The sequence below is a fragment of the Corynebacterium ammoniagenes DSM 20306 genome, from assembly GCF_001941425.1.
GTDB lineage: Bacteria > Actinomycetota > Actinomycetes > Mycobacteriales > Mycobacteriaceae > Corynebacterium > Corynebacterium ammoniagenes.
This window is the reverse complement of the sequence record NZ_CP009244.1, coordinates 1,176,135-1,195,131: the sequence shown is the minus strand read 5'-3', so window position 1 is coordinate 1,195,131 and position 18,997 is coordinate 1,176,135. Positions and strand designations below refer to the sequence as shown.

17 protein-coding genes are annotated in these 18,997 nt (G+C 55.5%); 5 read left to right on the top strand and 12 right to left on the bottom strand.

The window, feature by feature from the left end; all coding sequences use genetic code 11:
• The first annotated feature begins 29 nt into the window (after window positions 1-29).
• The 3 genes from CAMM_RS05455 to CAMM_RS05445 all read left to right on the top strand — a co-directional run bounded on the left by CAMM_RS05455 (window position 30) and on the right by CAMM_RS05445 (window position 3,455).
• A complete protein-coding gene (locus CAMM_RS05455; protein WP_232051040.1) occupies window positions 30-1,733 on the top strand; it encodes an ABC transporter ATP-binding protein in 1,704 nt (567 codons plus the stop codon).
• A gap of 116 nt (window positions 1,734-1,849) precedes the next feature.
• A complete protein-coding gene (locus tag CAMM_RS05450; RefSeq protein WP_232051039.1) occupies window positions 1,850-2,050 on the top strand; it encodes a hypothetical protein in 201 nt (66 codons plus the stop codon).
• A complete protein-coding gene (locus CAMM_RS05445; protein WP_003845351.1) occupies window positions 2,040-3,455 on the top strand; it encodes an amidase in 1,416 nt (471 codons plus the stop codon). The genes CAMM_RS05450 and CAMM_RS05445 overlap by 11 nt, the downstream gene beginning before the upstream one ends.
• Window positions 3,456-3,501: 46 nt before the next feature.
• Here the strand turns inward: CAMM_RS05445 and rplS are convergent, their stop codons facing one another.
• Together rplS and CAMM_RS05435 are read right to left on the bottom strand one after the other, a co-directional pair.
• Window positions 3,502-3,846 carry a 50S ribosomal protein L19 gene (gene rplS, locus CAMM_RS05440; RefSeq protein WP_003845350.1) on the bottom strand — a complete coding sequence of 115 codons (345 nt, stop codon included), beginning with the start codon at window positions 3,844-3,846 and terminating at the stop codon, window positions 3,502-3,504.
• A 115-nt stretch (window positions 3,847-3,961) separates the two neighbouring features.
• The gene (locus tag CAMM_RS05435) at window positions 3,962-6,211 is read right to left on the bottom strand and encodes a Tex family protein (RefSeq protein ID WP_003845349.1); all 2,250 of its coding nucleotides are present in this window, start codon (window positions 6,209-6,211) and stop codon (window positions 3,962-3,964) included.
• 260 nt (window positions 6,212-6,471) lie between these two features.
• Between CAMM_RS05435 and CAMM_RS05430 the strand changes: the two genes are divergently transcribed.
• Window positions 6,472-7,677, top strand: a complete 1,206-nt coding sequence (locus tag CAMM_RS05430; RefSeq protein ID WP_003845348.1) for an RtcB family protein — start codon at window positions 6,472-6,474, stop codon at window positions 7,675-7,677.
• On the opposite strand, the gene CAMM_RS05425 is transcribed toward CAMM_RS05430, so the two are convergent.
• From CAMM_RS05425 to rpsP, 4 genes are all read right to left on the bottom strand, one after another.
• Window positions 7,674-8,039: a hypothetical protein gene (locus tag CAMM_RS05425; protein WP_003845347.1), complete on the bottom strand. Its 366-nt coding sequence runs from the start codon at window positions 8,037-8,039 to the stop codon at window positions 7,674-7,676. The genes CAMM_RS05430 and CAMM_RS05425 overlap by 4 nt on opposite strands.
• Entirely contained in the window at window positions 8,024-8,875 is an 852-nt protein-coding gene (gene trmD / locus CAMM_RS05420; protein WP_003845346.1) for a tRNA (guanosine(37)-N1)-methyltransferase TrmD, read from the bottom strand. Before trmD ends, CAMM_RS05425 begins: the two co-directional genes overlap by 16 nt.
• A complete protein-coding gene (gene rimM, locus CAMM_RS05415) occupies window positions 8,872-9,375 on the bottom strand; it encodes a ribosome maturation factor RimM (protein ID WP_040354362.1) in 504 nt (167 codons plus the stop codon). Before rimM ends, trmD begins: the two co-directional genes overlap by 4 nt.
• 75 nt (window positions 9,376-9,450) lie before the next feature.
• Window positions 9,451-9,930, bottom strand: coding sequence for a 30S ribosomal protein S16 (gene rpsP, locus CAMM_RS05410; protein WP_003845344.1), 480 nt, complete (start codon window positions 9,928-9,930; stop codon window positions 9,451-9,453).
• Between the two features lie 306 nt (window positions 9,931-10,236).
• On the opposite strand from rpsP, the gene CAMM_RS05405 reads away from it, so the two are divergent.
• Window positions 10,237-12,627, top strand: a complete 2,391-nt coding sequence (locus CAMM_RS05405; RefSeq protein WP_003845343.1) for an acyltransferase family protein — start codon at window positions 10,237-10,239, stop codon at window positions 12,625-12,627.
• A gap of 82 nt (window positions 12,628-12,709) precedes the next feature.
• On the opposite strand, the gene ffh is transcribed toward CAMM_RS05405, so the two are convergent.
• The 6 genes from ffh to CAMM_RS05375 form a co-directional block, all read right to left on the bottom strand.
• Entirely contained in the window at window positions 12,710-14,335 is a 1,626-nt protein-coding gene (gene ffh / locus CAMM_RS05400; protein ID WP_003845342.1) for a signal recognition particle protein, read from the bottom strand.
• A gap of 42 nt (window positions 14,336-14,377) precedes the next feature.
• Entirely contained in the window at window positions 14,378-16,471 is a 2,094-nt protein-coding gene (locus tag CAMM_RS05395; protein ID WP_040354462.1) for a [protein-PII] uridylyltransferase, read from the bottom strand.
• 4 nt (window positions 16,472-16,475) lie between these two features.
• Complete coding sequence (locus CAMM_RS05390) at window positions 16,476-16,814, bottom strand: P-II family nitrogen regulator (RefSeq protein ID WP_003845340.1); 339 nt, start codon at window positions 16,812-16,814, stop codon at window positions 16,476-16,478.
• Between the two features lie 6 nt (window positions 16,815-16,820).
• On the bottom strand, window positions 16,821-18,164 hold the full coding sequence (locus tag CAMM_RS05385) for an ammonium transporter (protein ID WP_003845338.1): 1,344 nt from the start codon (window positions 18,162-18,164) through the stop codon (window positions 16,821-16,823).
• A gap of 189 nt (window positions 18,165-18,353) precedes the next feature.
• Window positions 18,354-18,743, bottom strand: coding sequence for a cation:proton antiporter (locus CAMM_RS05380; protein WP_003845336.1), 390 nt, complete (start codon window positions 18,741-18,743; stop codon window positions 18,354-18,356).
• Window positions 18,743-18,997, bottom strand: coding sequence for an MrpF/PhaF family protein (locus tag CAMM_RS05375; protein ID WP_003845335.1), 255 nt, complete (start codon window positions 18,995-18,997; stop codon window positions 18,743-18,745). Before CAMM_RS05375 ends, CAMM_RS05380 begins: the two co-directional genes overlap by 1 nt.

Below are 18,997 nucleotides of genomic sequence, written 5' to 3'. Positions count from 1 at the left end.
AATCCAGCCGCAGATTAGACTATGAACTTGTGTCAGAATCTTCTCATTCATTCCGCACCCTGCTATCTATGCTGGGGCATCATAAGGCGGCTTTAAGTGGCGCCATAGTCTTTTCCATCTTGGGCTCGTTAATGGGCCTTGCGCAGCCGATGCTCATCAATCAGATCATTGAAAAAATCGGCCAACCCATGGGCGCGTTGATTGCCGTGCTTATCGGCTTGCTGGTGCTATCGTCCGTCGCCAGTGGCTTGGAGTGGTTCCTGTTAACCCGTACCGCCGAAGCAGCCGTCTTTGCTACTCGCCGGGACCTTGTCTCTCACCTGTTGCGCTTGCCTATTACCACCTATGACAAACACCGCACCGGTGATCTAGTCACCCGCGTCGGTTCAGATACCACGTTGGTGCGCACCGCTTTTACCGGCGGGCTGGTCCAAGCGGTATCTTCCGTGCTCACAATCGTCGGCTCCGTGGTGCTCATGGCGCTTATCGATGTCATGATGTTGCTGGTGGTGCTCTCCGTCATCACGTTGACCATGATCGCAGTTATCTTCGCCTCCCGCTTGATGCAGAAATACACCAAGCGTGCCCAAGAAGCCGTCGGTGAATTAGGCGCCGGAATGGATAAATCACTGGTGGCAGTTCGTACCGTGCGTGCATCTCGGGCAGAAGAACGCGTAGAAAAAGAGCTCCACTCCTCTGCCGGTCGAGCCTTCCGCGAGGGTGTGAAAATGGCCAAGGTCGGAGCATTGCTCAACCCAGTCTCTGGGCTCGCGTTGCAAGGCTCGTTTCTCATCGTGCTCGGTATCGGCGGCGCTCGCGTGGCCACGGGCAGTATTTCCGTCGGCGACTTGGTTTCATTCGTGCTGTATATGTTTATGGCCTCGATGCCCCTGGGAACAATCTTCAGCGCGATTACCACCGTCCGCCAAGCCATGGGTGCCATCGACCGCATCAACAACGTTTTAGATGAACCTTTGGAAGATGCCACCGGCAAAGACGCTGTTAAGTCTTCGGCGATTGCCTTTGATTCCGTGTCCTTTTCCTATGACGGCAAGACACCAGTGCTTGACGATATCTCCTTTAGAGTCCAGCCCGGCACCAAGACCGCTTTGGTCGGTCCTTCCGGTGGCGGCAAGTCCACGACATTAGCGCTCATGGAACGCTTCTATGACCCGACTTCCGGCACGATTTATCTGGGAGATCAGGATATGTCGACGCTCTCGCGTGAATCTGTGCGTTCCATGGTGGGATACGTGGAACAAGAAGCTGCCATCCTGGCGGGTACCGTGCGAGAAAACCTCAAGCTTGCGAATTTCTCCGCCACCGACGAGCAATGCTGGCAGGCCTTAGACCAAGTCAATCTCCGCGACCGATTCGCAGACGCTGAAGGCTTGGATACCGTGTTGGGTGATCGGGGCGTGTCTTTATCGGGCGGTCAACGCCAGCGCCTTGCCTTAGCGCGCATGCTGCTGATGGATTCACCCATTTTGGTCCTCGATGAACCAACTTCCGCGGTCGATTCGCAAAACGAGCAACTTATCTTGGATGCGATTGCCGCAGCAGGTGCGGATAAGACCGTCATCATCGTGGCGCACCGATTGTCCACGGTGACTGATGCGGATCAGATTTTGGTCATCGATAAGTGCCAAGTCCAAGCACGCGGCCGACACGAAGAATTATTGGAAACCTCCGATCTCTACCGCGAGCTTGCCTCGCGCCAACTCCTCGCCTAAAAGTGCATTAATACGCAAATGGTTGCATTTGTGCGCCCGTTCACATACCTTGGCAATTAGTTCCACCTGAGCAGGCAGTTTTCCTGTCTGCTCGCCGGGGAACGCAGATTTCTAACGTGAACGGAGACCATCAGATGACTGTGTCCATCGAGGCCTTGCTCGCGGCCAAAGGAATTCACCCCAAGCCGGAGAACATCGACAAGCTAGAAAATAAATGGGAAGAGATCCAAAACCTTAAAGGGGATCTTTCCAATATCGCGTTCGCCGACGCCGATATCTCGCTTCGCAATCTGCCAGGAGGAGATCATGTCGGATAATTCCCTGCTCAAAAAGACAGCCACCGAAGTAGGCGCACTCATTCACGACGGCACGGTCACGTCCGTGGAGTTGACTCAAGCGTTGTTGAAGCACGCTCGCTCTTTGAATGAGCAGGTCAATGCCTACATCAGCTTCCGCGAGGAACAAGCACTGGCTGATGCGAAAAAGGCCGATGAGGAAATCGCCGCTGGCAAAATCCGCGGCCCCTTGCACGGGGTTCCCATGGCCATCAAGGACAATATCTACATCGGCGGCGAAGTCTCCACCATGGCTTCAAAGATTCACCAGGACTTCGTCTCCGACGACGATGCCAGCGTGGTGGCGCGGATGAAAGAAGCCGGAATCGTGCTCACCGGCAAACTCAACATGCATGAGTATGCGTGGGGCATTGACAACAACAGCCCGCACTTCGGCCCGGTCCATAACCCCTGGGACCTGGACAAGGTACCCGGTGGCTCCTCGGGTGGATCCGGTGCGGCGGTAGCGTCTGATATGTCCTTCTCCACACTCGGCACAGACACCGCGGGGTCTATTCGAATCCCGTCAGCCGCTTGCGGGCTCGTAGGTCTCAAACCCACTCATGGACTCGTGGCCAAGTATGGCTGCTTCCCACTGGCGTGGACCTTGGACCATATCGGGCCGATGTCCAAGAGCGTCGATGATGCGGCAGCACTGCTGCAAGTCATTGCCGGCTTCGATGAACGCGACCCCACCTCCGTCAAGGTTGAGGTGGGCAACTACCAAGACGCGTTGCGCGGAGATCCCAGCAAACTGGTTATTGGAGTTGAAGAAGATTACTTCTTCAAGGACGTTGATTCTGACATCGAAAAGCGCGTCCGCGACCAAATCCAAGCATTGGCGGATCAAGGCGCCACCGTGAAGACGGTGTCGATTCCTTCGCTGGCGTATTCGGAATGGGCGGAGCTTGCCACAAGCTTGTCAGAGGCATCGGCTATCCACCACAATGATCTCATCAACCGTGCTGATGATTTCGGCGATGATATTCGCTTCCTCTTTGAGCTGGGAGAGGTCTTCTCTTCTGTTGATTATCTCCAAGCCCAACAAGTCCGCCGCCAGATCAAGCAGGACTTTGCAAAGGCCCTAGAAGAAGTCGATGTCATCATCGCGCCGACCTTACCGGTCATGCCACCGACAATTGGTTCCCCGGTCGCAGACCTCAACGGCACCGACGTGGATCTCATCGATCACTTCATCAGGTTTACCGGCCCCAGCAACCTCACCGGGTTGCCTGCCCTGTCGATGCCCGTAGGGCTAAAGGACGGGCTTCCCATCGGGCTGCAAATCATTGGCCGTGCCTTTGATGAAGAAACCGTGCTCAATGTCGGATCGATCATTGAGGCTGGCAATCCAATGGACGGCAAACGCGCACCCACTGGTGCATAAAACCCAAAAAAAGTCCCTGCCACAAGGCAGGGACTTTAGCCGTTTATTAGCGGCGCTCCTTAATACGAGCCTTCTTACCGCGCAGGTCACGCAGGTAGTACAGCTTCGCACGACGAACGCGTCCACGACGAGCAATGGTGATGGACTCCAGGTTTGGAGAGTGTACTGGGAAAGTACGCTCTACGCCGATGCCGAAGGAAACCTTACGTACGGTGAAGGTCTCGCTGACGCCAGCGCCCTGACGGCGGATGCAGACACCCTTGAAGAGCTGGGTACGCTGGTTATTACCTTCAATAACCTTGACCTCAACGTCCAAGGTGTCGCCTGGGCGAAACGCTGGGATATCATCGCGCAGCGATGCTGCATTGATCTTATCGAGAATGTTGCTCATGGCAATCCTTTTCAATTTGGGATAGAGGACCCTAGCGTAAAACTAACCGGTTCATATCCATCTACATAGAACAGTCAGTAATTGTCGCACATGCAGCGGGAATATTACAAATTTCTTAGAACCCAGCATTCTTCAAAGCATCCGCCATCGAACCACGTGGCGCGGGCTTTTGCCTGGTGCGCGGCTGCTTGCGAGGCTTCGATACTTTCTCAGGTTTCTTCGCCTGCGCCTCATCTTCCAGGCGCAGGGTCAACGAGATGCGCTTGCGGGGAACATCAACTTCTAAGACCTTGACCCGGACCACTTCCCCGGAGCGCACGACCTCATGCGGGTCTGAAACGAACTTATTGCTCATCGCTGAGATATGCACGAGACCGTCTTGGTGCACGCCCACATCCACGAAAGCACCGAACGCAGCTACGTTGGTGACGGTGCCTTCCAGCACCATGCCGGGGACCAGGTCGGAAATCTTTTCCACGCCTTCTTTAAAGGTCGCTGTCTTAAATTCCGGGCGTGGGTCGCGGCCAGGTTTATCAAGCTCCGAGATGATATCGCTAACCGTTGGGATACCGAAGGTGTCATCCGCAAAATCGGCTGGGTTCAGGCCACCCAATACACGAGTATTGCCAATAAGCTCATCGATAGTTAGTCCGGTCGCGGAGGCAATCTTGTGTACTACCGGGTAAGCCTCAGGGTGCACAGCGGAGCTATCGAGTGGGTCTTTGCCACCGCTAATGCGCAGGAAGCCGGCTGATTGCTCATAAGCTTTCGGTCCCAGGCGTGGAACCTTTTTCAGTTCTTTGCGCGTGGTAAAAAGCCCATTGTCATTGCGGTAAGCCACGATATTATCCGCCAGGGTGGCATTAACACCCGCCACGCGCTCCAGCAGCGGGCCGGAGGCAGTATTGATATCGACGCCAACGCCGTTGACGGCATCTTCGACCACACCATCAAGGGTGCGCGCGAGCGCTGCCTGGTTGACATCGTGTTGGTATTGGCCAACGCCAATGGCCTTCGGATCAATCTTGACCAACTCTGCCAAGGGATCCTGCAAGCGGCGCGCAATAGATACCGCACCACGCAACGAGACGTCCATGTTCGGGAACTCATCAGCGGCTAGTTGCGATGCGGAATAGACCGAAGCGCCGGATTCAGACACCACCACGGAGGTTGGGCGCTTACCGCCTGCTCGTGCCACAAGGTCGGCGACTTCGACGGCCAGCTTTTCAGATTCGCGGGAGGCGGTGCCGTTGCCCACGGCCAGCAATTCCACACCATGGGTGGCGCACAAGGTGGACAAGGTTTGTACTGCCTGGCTCCACTGGTTTTGGGGCTGGTGTGGGTAGACAATGCTGGTATCTAGCACCTTGCCGGTCGGGTCAACCACCGCGCATTTGACGCCGTTGCGATATCCCGGGTCCAAGCCCAGCGTGGCGCGCTGACCAGCTGGTGCGGCAAGCAAAACATCGCGCAGGTTGGTAGCAAAGACTTTCAGCGCACCTTCTTCGGCGATTTCTTTCAACCGCATGCGCACATCAAGACCTGCTGAGATGTAGAGTTTGGTCCGCCAGCCCCAGCGCACGGCCTGCGACAACCACTTTGAGGTGCGATCCAGCTCAAAGCGAGTGGCAATCATATTTTCGTAAATATCATCGTCGCCAGCGTTGAGGTTGAGCTGCAAAATGCCTTCGGATTCACCGCGTAGCAGCGCCAGGATGCGGTGGGAGGGCAACGAGTCAAAAGGTTCGGAAAATTCAAAGTAGTCCTTGAATTTCGCGCCTTCGGTCTCTTTTCCAGCGACAACGCTTGCTTCCATGGTGCCGGTGCTAAACATCTCCTCACGCACCTGCCCCACCAAATCGGCATCCAGCGCACAACGATCCACGATGATCGCCCGCGCGCCGTCCAAGGCTTTCTTTTCGTCTTCAAAGCCTTCGGTCAGGTAGGCCTTGGCAAGTTCATTCGGGTCAGCGCTGGGCTTGTCGATGAGCTCCTCGAGCAACGGTTCCAGGCCTGCTTCACGCGCAATATCGGCCTTGGTTTTGCGCCGCTTCTTATACGGCAAGTACAAGTCTTCCAAGCGTGCCTTGGTTGTGCACTCGAGGATTTCACGACGCAGGGCATCGTCAAGCTTTCCCTGCTCTTCAATCGCGTCGAGGATTGTTTGCTTGCGTTCTTCTAGTTCTTTGAGATAGGTAGCGCGGGTTTCGATGGTCCGCAACTGGGTATCATCTAATCCCCCAGTAACCTCCTTGCGGTACCGGGCAATAAACGGCACCGTATTTCCTTCCGCCAAAAGCTTCAGGGCGGTTTCTACCTGATCTGGGCGAACCCCAATTTCTTGTGCGATAGTCGCTGCAATCATTCGACCGAGTCTAGCAGCCGCCCATATTGACTATTGATTAATTCCCCACTTCGGGCTAGCGTTAATTCCCGCGTGTTCATTTTATGACTTTAATTGCGAAAAGGAGAAAACCGTGCATCTATATCAACTGCAACTCGGTTCCTTTTGGCGTGCGCGCATGTGGATTTAGTTATGTGAACTAAATCCTAGTTTTCCGGCGCAGCATCAGCTGACGCCGGTTTTTGTTTTTCTACCACCTTTCAAGACAAGGAGAAGGACTTATGTCTCGTTCTCGCGGCCCCAAACGGGCTGCACCTCGCAAATTCAATGACAAGATCCACGTGGAGACTTTCGCTTCCGTGCTAGAGCCCGCCGTAATGGAGCAGGCTGAACAACTTGCTGGCATGCCGTTTATCCACCCGCACGTCGCGCTAATGCCCGATGCTCACGTGGGCATGGGGTCTTCTGTTGGCACCGTATTTGGCACGATCGGCGCCGTCATTCCTGCTGCCGTCGGTGTTGATATCGGCTGCGGCATGATTGGCGTGCGCACGCAGTTTACTGCTGCGGACTTGCCGAAAGATCTAATTCCGCTGCGCGATGCGCTGGAAGCTGCCATTCCGCTGTCTCCCGGAAACTATAACGAGTGGCACCTAGAAGGCTCCGCGGATCGCCGAGCACGCGAGCTGGCACAGATGGCCGAGAATGACGAGGTTGACCTATCGCATTCTCCCAAGTGGCGCCAGCAGCTAGGTTCCCTCGGCGGCGGAAATCACTTCATTGAATTGTGCTTGGATGAACAAGACCGAGTCTGGATGTTTTTGCACTCTGGCTCGCGCGGCGTGGGCAATAAGATTGCGCAAAAGCACATCGCGGCAGCACAGGAACAGTGCGACAAGCACTGGGTGCGCTTGCCTCATCGTGACCTGGCCTACTTAACCGAAGGTACCCAGGAATTCGATGACTACATCACGGAGCTTCACTGGGCGCAGCACTTTGCTTACCTCAACCGTGAGGAAATGATGGATAGGTTCGCACGCTGCCTGTCGGAATTCATGGGTGCGGATGTGGTGGAAGCAGAAAGAATTAACTGCCACCACAACTACACGGTCAAGGAAGAGCACTTTAGTAAACAGGTGTGGCTCACGCGCAAGGGAGCAGTGCTTGCCGATCTCGGCGTCAAAGCACTCATCCCGGGCTCCATGGGTACGCGTTCTTATGTCGTCGAAGGGAAAGGCTTTGCTCCGGCGCTGCGCTCCGCACCGCACGGTGCTGGCCGACGCTACTCTCGCACGGAAGCTCGCAAGCGCTTTACCACCGAAGATTTAGACAAGCGCATGGAAGGTATTGTCTACCGTCCGGGCAAGGCCTGGATTGATGAAATACCGGATGCTTATAAAGACATCGACCAAGTAATGGCTGATGCCACCAAGCTTGTCGATGTCCAGCACGAGCTACGCCAGGTGCTCAACGTCAAGGGCACCTAATCGCGTGTCCACGCCAAGGTCGTGCCGAGTCCAAACTCGGTATGACCAATTTCGGCGGTGCCGTACCAGGTGGTTTCTGCTGGGAAGGATTCTGCGACCGCGGTGGCGCATTTATTCAGTGGTAGCTGCGAGGAGCCGTTGACAATGATCCGGTAGACCTCTGCCCCAGTGGGTGCTTGACCGTGGCGCATCCAGTATTCATTAACTAGCACGTTTTCGTGTTCGCAAGCGCTATAGAGTTGCTCGACAGCAATATTTTCTATGTGCACGCCTGCATCGGCAGCGCGGTCGGGCAATGCTTCAATGATGCTCTCCCACTGTGAGGGATACAGCAGCACTGAGAGATCTACGCTGATGTCCAACCCAACCCCTCCAAGAATTTCTTATCTGCTTTATTCAAATCGGCGTCGTGAAGAAGCTCCGGCCGCCTTTCCAAAGTGCGCTGCAACGACTGCTCACGCCGCCATTTATCTACCAGGCCGTGATTGCCGGATGTAAGAACTTCCGGAATTTCTAGATCTCGCCACACGCGCGGCTTGGTATAAGAAGGCCCTTCCAATAGACCATCGGAAAAGGAATCTTCCTCATGCGAGCGTTTATTGCCCAGCACGCCAGGGATTAACCGCACGACAGCCTCAGCGATCACCAGCACGGCGACTTCCCCACCGATGAGCACATAATCACCGATGGAGACTTCCCGCACGCGGTACCGGTTGCGTGCATCATCGATGACGCGCTGATCGATGCCTTCGTAGCGGCCGCAGGCAAAGACAATGTGATTTTCGTGCGACCACGCACGAGCGTCATCTTGGGTAAAAGGCTTGCCTGTTGGCGTTGGCACTAAAAGCAACGGCAGATCGGAATCTTCACCTTCACCGTCATAAGAATTACCTGCTACCCCTTGCAGTTCATCATGGCGCAGGCGCTCTAAGTGCGGCATGGCAGAGTCTAATTCACTGCCGTCTGCACGTCCCGCGGCGATATCATCTAATGCTGGTCCCCAGACATCTGGTTTCATAACCATGCCAGGCCCTCCGCCGGCGGGAGCACTATCAACGGGTTTATGCGTACCGGCTGCCCAGTCGCGTAGGTCATGCACCCCGACGCTCAGCCGGCCTTGTTCAATGGCTTTGCCTAATAAAGCATGGCGTAGTGGATCGAGGTATTCCGGGAAAATGGTTGCGACATCAATCCTCACAGTTCCAGAAGTCCTTCCGGTGGCGTGATAGTGCACGTGCCTTCATCGAGATCGATCTCCGGAACAATTTCTTCGACGAATGGAATCAGTGCTTCTTTGCCGTTGTGCAGTTTCGCTTCTAGCAGCGACTGCACGGGACCATGGCTGATGCCTGTTACCTCACCGATGACGTTTCCATCCAGAACAAGGTTGAGCCCTTCTAGTTCATGGTCGTAGAAGCCGTCGTCATCATCGTCATCTTCTAGCGGTGGGGCAAAAAATTGAACCCCACGCAAGGAATCGGCCTGGGTTCGGTCAGTGATTTCTTCAAAAGTCAGCAGCAGCCGGCCTTTGTGCGCCCGCACAGTAGAGATGGTGAATTCCAAGTCTTTGGCGCCCTGCTTGCCGTTGAGCACTGCCCCCGGATAGAAGCGCTCTTCTGGGCTGTCTGTAGTCACGTCGACGGATACTTCACCTTTGATGCCGTGCGACTTGATGACTCGACCGATCAATAATTCCATGTTCTTTAGCATAATAGAGCAAAAGCGCCGCTTCCCAATTGGGAAACGACGCCATGCAGCACGGTGTAGAAAGAATTACTCCGCGGACTCTTCCTCAGAGGACTCTGCAGCGGAAGCAGCTTCTGCGGCAGCCATTTCTGCAGCGGCCTTAGCTTCCTTTTCTTCCTTAGCCTTCGCACGCTTTGCGGTGACAGCCTCAACGGATGGGCCGTTGTTAGCCTCGGACAACGCAGCGTTGAACAGATCCAGCTTGGAAGGCTTCTCTTCTGCAACCTTCAAGGTGCCCTCAGCGCCTGGCAGGCCCTTAGCCTTCTGCCAGTCACCGGTGATCTTCAGCAGTGCGAGAACTGGCTCGGTTGGCTGTGCGCCAACGCCGATCCAGTACTGAGCACGCTCAGAATCGATCTGGATAACGGATGGCTCTTCCTTTGGCTGGTAGATGCCGAGAGTTTCGATAGCACGGCCGGAACGGCGGGTGCGGGAGTCCGCAACAATAACGCGGTACTGTGCATTGCGTACCTTACCGATACGCTGAAGCTTAATCTTTGCAGCCATGATGGCTCCTTTTTCTAAGTCACTGGGCAGTACTGTCGCTTGGCATTAACCAAGCCGGTTCAACCCTTGGAGATTTTTCTGCGTGTGACTGCCGGGCGACCATGGTCGTTGGCGGCATTACGCAGTCGTGCAATTTCACACAACCTCAGCCATATTACAAGGAATTTCGTCAATTCCCAAAACTGGCGTGGAGGAATAGGAGTTAGGCTTAACAACCAAGTAATCTAACAACCGAATTCCAGCCACTTTTTGCACACCAGCTTTTTGGCGTGCCCAAGTATATAGATTCGGACCATAAGATTTTCAATGAGCACTGACGCAGTTCGAAACTTCCGTTATCGCTATGACCTGGACGGACTTCGCGGAATTGCGATCGCCCTGGTGGTCTTTTATCACGTCTTCGTCGGCCGTGTATCCGGCGGCGTCGACGTATTCTTGCTCCTGTCGGGTTATTTCTTCCTCGGCTCACAGCTGCGTTACGCGGCCAAGCCGAATGCCTCGCTAAACCCGTGGTGGCCCATTTGGCGAACCCTGCGAAGGCTGCTGCCGAGCCTGATTTTGGTTATCGGCGTCACTACCCTGCTGGTGTATTTCATAACCCCGCAGTTGATGCGCACCGAGTTCGCGCAGCAAATTACGGCGACGCTGTTTTACTTCCAAAACTGGGAGCTGGCAGCCCAGGATGCTGATTATGCAGCGGCTTCCGCCGATACCTCACCACTGCAGCACATGTGGTCAATGGCGGTGCAGGGTCAGTTCTACCTCATGGGCATTATCTTCGCGCTCGTCTTGGCTGCCATCACGCGAATCCCGCGGCAAAGCGGGCTTCGTCAGTCCCGTTTTCCAAGCGTGCAGCAAATCGCCGGACCCATCCTCATCGTCATCACGATTGTGTCCTTCCTCTATGCCTCCCGGCACGGTTTGTTTGGCACTGGTGAAAACTACTACTCCACATGGTCGCGTGCCTGGGAGCTAACGCTGGGCGCAGTACTCGCCATCTACGGCTCCAAGCTCAGGGTCTCGCCGTTCTTTGGCAATATTATGACCATCGTCGGCCTGATCGCGCTGTTTTTCACCGGCGCTATCATTGCTGACTCCACGGCTTATCCAGGCCCGCTTTCACTCCTACCACTCGGCGGCGCGGTTCTGATCATCATTGGTGGCAGCTCCGGCGGCAAGGTCTCCGGCATCATGGCCTCGAAACCAGCGCGCTGGCTCGGTGACATCGCCTACGCGCTCTACCTGTGGCACTGGCCGCTGCTGATTCTTTCCACCTCTGCATTGAGCTTGGCAACACCACCATGGTGGTTGGGCATTACGATCATCGTGGTGTCCTTGGGCTTGGCGGACCTTACCTACCGCTTCTTAGAAAGCCCGCTGCGCCAGCATGCCAAGCGTCCATTGGCCGATGACATGCCAGTCAATCGCGCACTAGCAACCTTGAAGCAGCGCGGTGGCAAAATGCGCGCGGTTGGCGGCGGCTTTGTCGCTGTGTGCATGGTGGCACTGCTGATGGTTCAACCAATGTGGTTGCGCTCTATTCAAAACCTTGAGGGTGAAACCTTAGATCCTGCCTCCTACCCAGGCGTCATGGCGCACTTTGGCGCGGAGGTTCCGGATGAGCCCGTCCAGCCAGATCCGATGTTGGTGGGCGGTCTCGCGCCACCGGTTTCTATGGTGCACTGCTTTATTCCCAAAGATGCCCCGGCTGATTTCTTCATCGATATCGACGTCAACGGCGATCCCTGTATCTTCGGTGATGTCGATGCCGAATTCACCGTTTACTTAGTCGGCGGCTCCCATGCTGAACAGTGGTCTTCGGGCTTGGATAAATTGGGCAAACGCATGGGCTTTAAGCTAGTTCCGTTGCTGCGCCAAGACTGCCCTATCGAGCTCGGTGATACTTCTGGGGTTACTCCCGTCTGCGCCGAGTGGGGCGAGCTAGCAATGGATCGGATGCTCGAAGGAGAGCCTGATTTGGTCATTTCCAATACCACTCGCCCACAAGGCGAACATGGACATGGCCCAGATATGGTGCCCGCTGGCTACGTCGGGTTCTGGGAAGGCCTCCAAGCCGCGAATATCCCATTCTTAGGATTGCGCGATAACCCATGGAGCTTCGATGAGAACCTGATGGCTCGTGAGTTCGACGAGTGCTACGTGGCAACCGAAGACCCGATTGGTTGTGGCATGGCGCGCGAGCGCGTGTACACCCCGTTGGATCCGGCAGCAGAGATCCTCGCGAACTTTGACAATATGTACGCCATCGATACATCGAATTGGTTCTGTGACGCCGAATGGTGCCCAACGGTTATTGGCAACGTTATGGTCTATCGCGATATGCACCATATCTCCAATGCTTTCGCAGACTCCGCGATGCCGCTGTTTGAGGACTACATCCGCGCGTTTATGGACGGTGCGCCGATTCCAGAATCCCGTGTCCCAAGCTTCGATCCCCTCCCACTGCCAGCACCGGAAGAACAACCACTTCCAGGCAGTGAGTACCCCGGTGGCGAGCAAGCTCCAGTTGAGCAATTGCCTGGCGGTGAACAACCACCGTTCTACCAGGAAGCCCCTCCAGCAGAGGTTCCACCGGAAGAAGCTCCACCCGAAGAGGAACCACCTGCGGATCAGCCTCTGCCATACCAGCCAGGCCCCGGTGAAGCGCTTCCCGGTTCGCAGATCCCGGCTACCTAGAAGCTTGACCATAAAATAAAGCTGAACTCCTGACGCCAGATGGTGTCAGGAGTTCAGCCTTTTACGTGCCGTGGTGTGCGGCTTATTTATCGAACTTCAAATTATTCAGGTCGATATTTTCCATGCCCTTCGGCAACTTATTACCCATGCCTGGGAAGCCACCACCGGCACCGCCGCCCATTTGGTCTTGGAGCTTCTGCAGCTCTTCCATGGATGGCATTCCACCACCACCACCAGGCATGCCTGGCATACCCGGCATTTGTGGCATGCCACCGCCGCGGTTGGTATTGCGTGGCTTTTTACGCTTGCCATTTTTGCCCTTGCGGCCCTTCGGCTTCTTCTTCGTCGCCGAACGAGCACCGCCGCCCATGCCGAATTGGCCAGCCATCTTGGTCATCATCTTCTTCGCTTCATTAAAGCGTTCGATGAGCTGGTTGACATCGGCTACTTCGACGCCAGAACCGATGGAAATACGCTTGCGGCGCGAGGCATTGAGAATCTTCGGATTCGCGCGCTCTTCCGGGGTCATACCGCGAATGATGGCCTGGATGCGGTCTATTTGTTTCTCATCGACCATGTCTGCCATATCGCTCATTTGCTTGCCGCCAGGCATCATCTTGAGCAGGTTGCCAATGGGTCCCATCTTGCGGATCATCAACAACTGGTCGAGGAAGTCATCGAGAGTTAGCTCACCAGAGCCCAGCTTGCGCGCAGCGTCTTCAGCCTTGCTCTGGTCCAACGTGGCTTCGGCTTGCTCAATAAGGCTGAGCATATCGCCCATGCCCAAGATGCGGCTGGCCATGCGCTCTGGGTGGAAGACATCGAAGTTTTCGAGCTTCTCGCCGGTCGATGCAAACATGATGGGCTTGCCGGTAACTTCACGAATCGACAGCGCAGCACCACCACGGGCATCACCATCCAGCTTCGTCAAGACCACGCCGGTAAAGTCCACACCATCACGGAAGGCTTCCGCAGTTGTGACAGCGTCTTGACCAATCATGGAGTCAATGACAAACAGCACTTCATCGGGGTTAACGGCGTCGCGAATATTACGCGCCTGGGTCATCAGGGTTTCATCAATACCCAATCGACCAGCCGTGTCAATGATGACCACGTCGTGCTGCGCGCGCTTGGCTTCTTCGATACCAGCTTGTGCAACCTGGACGGGGTCGCCCGTGGAGGTGCCCATCTCATGGTCGTGCGCATCCACCGAGGTGCCCGCATCAGGAGCAAAGGTCGGAACGCCAGCGCGCTCACCGACAATTTCTAGCTGCTGAACGGCACCAGGGCGTTGCAAGTCACAGGCCACCAGCATGGGGGTGTGCCCCTGACCTGATAAATGCTTGGCTAATTTACCGGCAAGGGTGGTTTTACCAGCACCTTGCAAACCGGCGAGCATGATGACCGTCGGCGGGTTCTTCGCAAATTGCAAACGGCGAGTCTCGCCACCAAGGATGGTGACCAGCTCTTCATTAACAATCTTGATAACTTGCTGGGCAGGGTTCAGCGCTTCAGAAACCTCTGCGCCAACAGCGCGTTCTTTTACGCGCTTGATGAACCCGCGCACGACGGTCAATGACACGTCAGCTTCCAGCAGCGCAAGACGAATCTCACGCGCGGTGGCGTTGATGTCTGCCTCGGTCAGCTTGCCTTTACCGCGCAGACCTTTCAGCGTCGTTTGTAAGCGATCTGATAGTGACTCGAACACTTAAGCACATCTTTTCGTTCGGGAACTTTTAACTCCCCTAGCTTAGCCGCCTGATAGCGCTTCGGTCACATTCCTGGCCACTGCGGCGCGAGAAACGGTTTCAAACATTGCTGCCTGCACCACCATGGTTGCTCCAGGGGAGGTCATAGTTAACCACTTTACATCAGGCAATTTGCCAATAACATGGCCTAATCCCGCAAGCTGATCCACGGTGCGCACCTCAAAGACCCCGCCAACTTGCCAGTTCGCCGTGGACGGGTAATTCTCAATGGCGGGCAGGACGGAGTACACGCCCGATTTATACGCTTGCACAAACCGTGCCTCATCCGCGGCTCGTTCCAAACGCTCATGCAGTGCGCGCACGGTAAATTCCGCCGCATAAGAACCATCATCTTCTCGCACCATCGCCGCAGAAGTCACCGCCCATCCCAACGCTGCCACGACCGCCAAGGGCCTTACTACTTCTCGTTGATAAGACCCGCGCCAGGAAATGGTGAGCTGTTTATCTTCCCAGTTGGTCTGCAAGCCAATATCGGCTGGCGCATAAACGCGCGGGCGCGCAGGAACAAAGGTGTCCAACATTTCCAAGGCACGCTGTGACAGCTCGTGGACGGCATACGCTTTTCGATGGCTCCAGACCCCCGGGCCGGTCGATTTCGCATCAGCTTCTGTCAATACTGTCAACATCGTCAACGTCAAGGGGTCATAGTGCACCGCATCCAAGATGGCATTGCGTGCTGTATCTGAAGCCGGATCCATCCGTGCCGCAAACTTCGACAAGGTGGTGTGTTCTGCCACCAATGTTTGCACACGCATGCGATCGGGCAGGTTAAGGCCCATCTTCTGTCCCATGCGCGCGACCATTTCCGCACCGACTTGCTCGTGCGGGCGTCCATAGCCTTTGCCAATGTCATGAAAAAGCGCACCGAGCAATAACAAGTCTGGCCGTCCCACCGTCGTACGCACCTCGGCGCAGCGGGCCACGGTTTCTACCGAGTGAAAATCAATGGTGTGCGAATGGTTGCGCTCGCGGGGCAACACGCCGCGAATGTGATTCCATTCGGGAACGTAGCGCTGCCACAGACCGTGTTTGTCCATGTCGATAATCACCTGCGGGCGCGTTAACACGGTGAAAAAATCATCGACGGTTGTCCGCGGCCAGCGCGATGGCAGCGGCGGGACGGAAGTTAGTAGTTGCCAGACTCCGTTCTTGACGGGATTTCCGGTGCGGGCGGCAGCTGCGGCCACGCGAAGTGTTAAGCCCGGATCTTCTAAATTCGCATGGCGGACCAGGGTGATATATCCACCTTCATCGACGACATCGACATCCAAGGGCTTGCGCACCCGATGCAAGCTGCGCCGCGAGACCAGCCCACGCGCCGTTGACAATCCACGTTCCACGGCGGTGGAAATCGTGTTCGCGGCTTCTGCCAGAGCAGCGGAGAGCTCGTAGCGGTCTTTGAAATCTAGGTCTTCGGCAATTTCTGCCGCAAATTCTGGCTCTAGAACGTCGCGGTGTCGACGCGAATGCTCATGAAGCAAAACACGCACATCCAACAGAAGGTCGCGTTGTACGGACAGATCGGGCACATCACACAGGTTTCCCAGGGCTAAAGCGCGCAGAAGCTGCAGATCGCGCAACCCGCCGCGCCCGTTTTTAATCTCCGGGCGCGTCATCGACGCAATCGCTCCTGCCCAGCGCCACCGATCGATAGAAGAATCGATGAACTTATCGAAGTTCTTTTGCAGCGATACTCGCCAGGTGGCATAGAGCTTGGCCCGGGCTTCATCGACAAGCTGCTTATTGCCGCCGAGAAAGGTCAAGTCCAATTGGCTCAACGCGGCCGCGACATCAGTCTCCGCCACTGCCGCGCATTCTTCCGGGGTGCGCACCGCATAATCGAGGTGGTATTTCGCATCCCAGATGGGATACCACAGCGCCGATGCTGCCTCATCCGCGATGTGCTCGTCGGGCGCGTGAATGAGCACCATGTCGAGATCGGAATATGATGTCATCTCTCGACGCGCCAACGAGCCCGTGGCTGCAAGTGCTGCATTAGCGGGGATTTCTAAACTGTCAATTAAAGTTCGCGCCGAAGAATATGCCTCGGCGCGAATCTCTTGGGGGTCTAAAATCACGCTAGATTGCGTCTTCTCCGCGCTCACCGGTACGCACGCGGATGACTTCTTCTACTGGGGAAACCCAGAGCTTGCCGTCACCAATCTTGCCGGTATACGCCGCTTCGACGATGGCATTGGCAACTTCATCCACGCGGTCATCAGCGATGAGGATTTCCAATTTAATCTTTGGCACGAAGTCGGTGGCGTATTCTGCGCCTCGATAGACCTCATTGTGTCCGCGTTGCTGGCCATAGCCTTGTACTTCCGTCACGGTCAGGCCGTGAACGTTGACATGCTCGAGGGCAGCCCGCACATCCGGCAAGGTGAAGGGTTTGAGAACTGCAGTTATCAGTTTCATGGTGTTTTACTCCTTTATATCGGTGCGGGATGGAAGGATTGGCGCTGTACCACTTCTACCCATAGTAGCGCTTGAGGTTCCAAAAGTACTGACCCCGGCGGTTTCATATGCTGTTTCGCGGTGCTGAGCCAAGTCAATGCCCGTGGCTTCTGCTTCCCTATCCACGCGCCATCCCATGGTTGCGCGCAGGGCTATTGCGATAATGAAGGTCATCGCTGCCGAAAATATCATGGCGATGACAGCAATAACGGTTTGGATGATAAGTAGTTGGAAGCCATAACCAAAATCATCGGTCAACATTCCGCCATCCGTGGCGAAAAATGCCACGCCCACGGTGCCCCACAGGCCAGCGACGAGGTGAACGCCGACGACATCCAATGAGTCATCGAAGCCGAATTTGTATTTCAGGCCCACGCCAAGACAGGCCAGGATGCCGCCGATTAATCCCAACATCAGTGACGTCAACGGGTTCAATGCCCCCGCTGCCGGGGTGATGGTGACCAGGCCAGCAACGAGTCCAGAGGCTGCACCCAGTGAGGTAGCTGCTTTGTCGCGGATAGCTTCAATGAGCATCCAGCCCAACATTGCTGCGGCTGCTGCAGCTGTGGTGTTAATCCACGCGAGCCCGGCTAAGCCATCGGCTGCGAAGGCAGACCCGCCGTTGAATCCAAACCAACCGAACCACAACAGGGCGGCGCCGAGCATCGTCAGCGGGAGATTGTGCGGGCGCGACGGGCTTTTCGGAAAGCTGTGGCGTTTGCCGACTACCAAGGCAAGGACCAAAGCAGCCGCGCCAGCAGAAATATGGACTACTACCCCGCCTGCGAAATCAATCGGAACCACATTTGCTTCACCACCAGTGGTTCCAAACAGCAAAGCGGAAATCGACTGCGTCGAGTGTGAAAGCCAGCCACCTCCCCACACCATGTGCGCCAATGGAAAATACACCAGGGTCGCCCAAGCACCGCTAAAGATCAGCCAGGTGGAAAACTTCACCCGCTCGGCCAAGGCGCCGGAGATTAAGGCGGTGGAAATAACCGCGAAGGTCAGTTGGAACCCAATGTCAATGACATTGGCATAACCAGATGCGCCGTCGACGTAGTTTCCGTTGTCATCGACGATTTGTCTTAAAAGTCCGAACATTTCGAATGGACTGGCCACTACTCCACCAATGGACTGGGAGCCATAAGACATGGACCAGCCCCACAGGATATAGACAACGCTGACGACACCCAAGGTGCCAAAGCTCATCATCATGATGTTCAAAACACTGCGGCGCGAGGACATGCCGCCATAAAACAAGGCCAACGCCGGGGTCATCAACAACACCAACGATGCCGACATGAGCATCCACGAGGCGTTGCCGGAAGCGGCAAGCAAGGTATCAGAAGTCACGGTAGCCTACTTTCTATAGTTCGACAGGTACCGTTTTAGAATATCTGTAGACCTATAGAATAAGGAATGTTTTGTGACTCAGCAGACATAAAAAAATTCGGTACCCGAAGGTACCGAATCCACTATCTTGCCGACTATCTGCTCTTACGACAGACGATCTTGCATGTCCTCGCGCATAAACTGCTCGCGCGCTAGAGCCTCAGGGTCGCTGTAATACGGGTCAGCTTCCTGGAAGTGGCAATCCACGATTTCAACCCGACGCAGCAGCGCAGCGCGGGAGATCAAGATCGAGCCAATCGCGGAAGTGCCCAGCAACAAGACGATGGCTGCCATACCAATCAGCACGTTCCACCAGCTTGGGTCACGCAAGAATGCGCCAATGAGCAGGAAGGTCACGCCAAAACCAGACGCGGTAGATAACACCGAAATACGGGCAAATACATCGCGAAAGCTCAGCATGCCGGCAGCACAGACTGCAAAGTTAAATGCGCCTAAGACCAAGAAGATATCGGAGATGATAAGAAGCACTGACATTAGCGCTCACCTCGCATAAGCGCGCGGGAGAGCGAGACCGCGCCCAAAAAGCCCATGACGGAGGCGACAAGCACCAAGTCAAAGGTAAAGCCTGACCCCTTCTTCATTCCGATCAAGGCAATCAATGCCACGAGCACAAACAACAAGGCATCGGCCGCAGAGACGCGGTCAGCACGGGTTGGGCCAATCAACATACGATAAGCAGAGGGAATGATGGACAGGGCCACCACCACGATTGCAATATTGAGAACCAT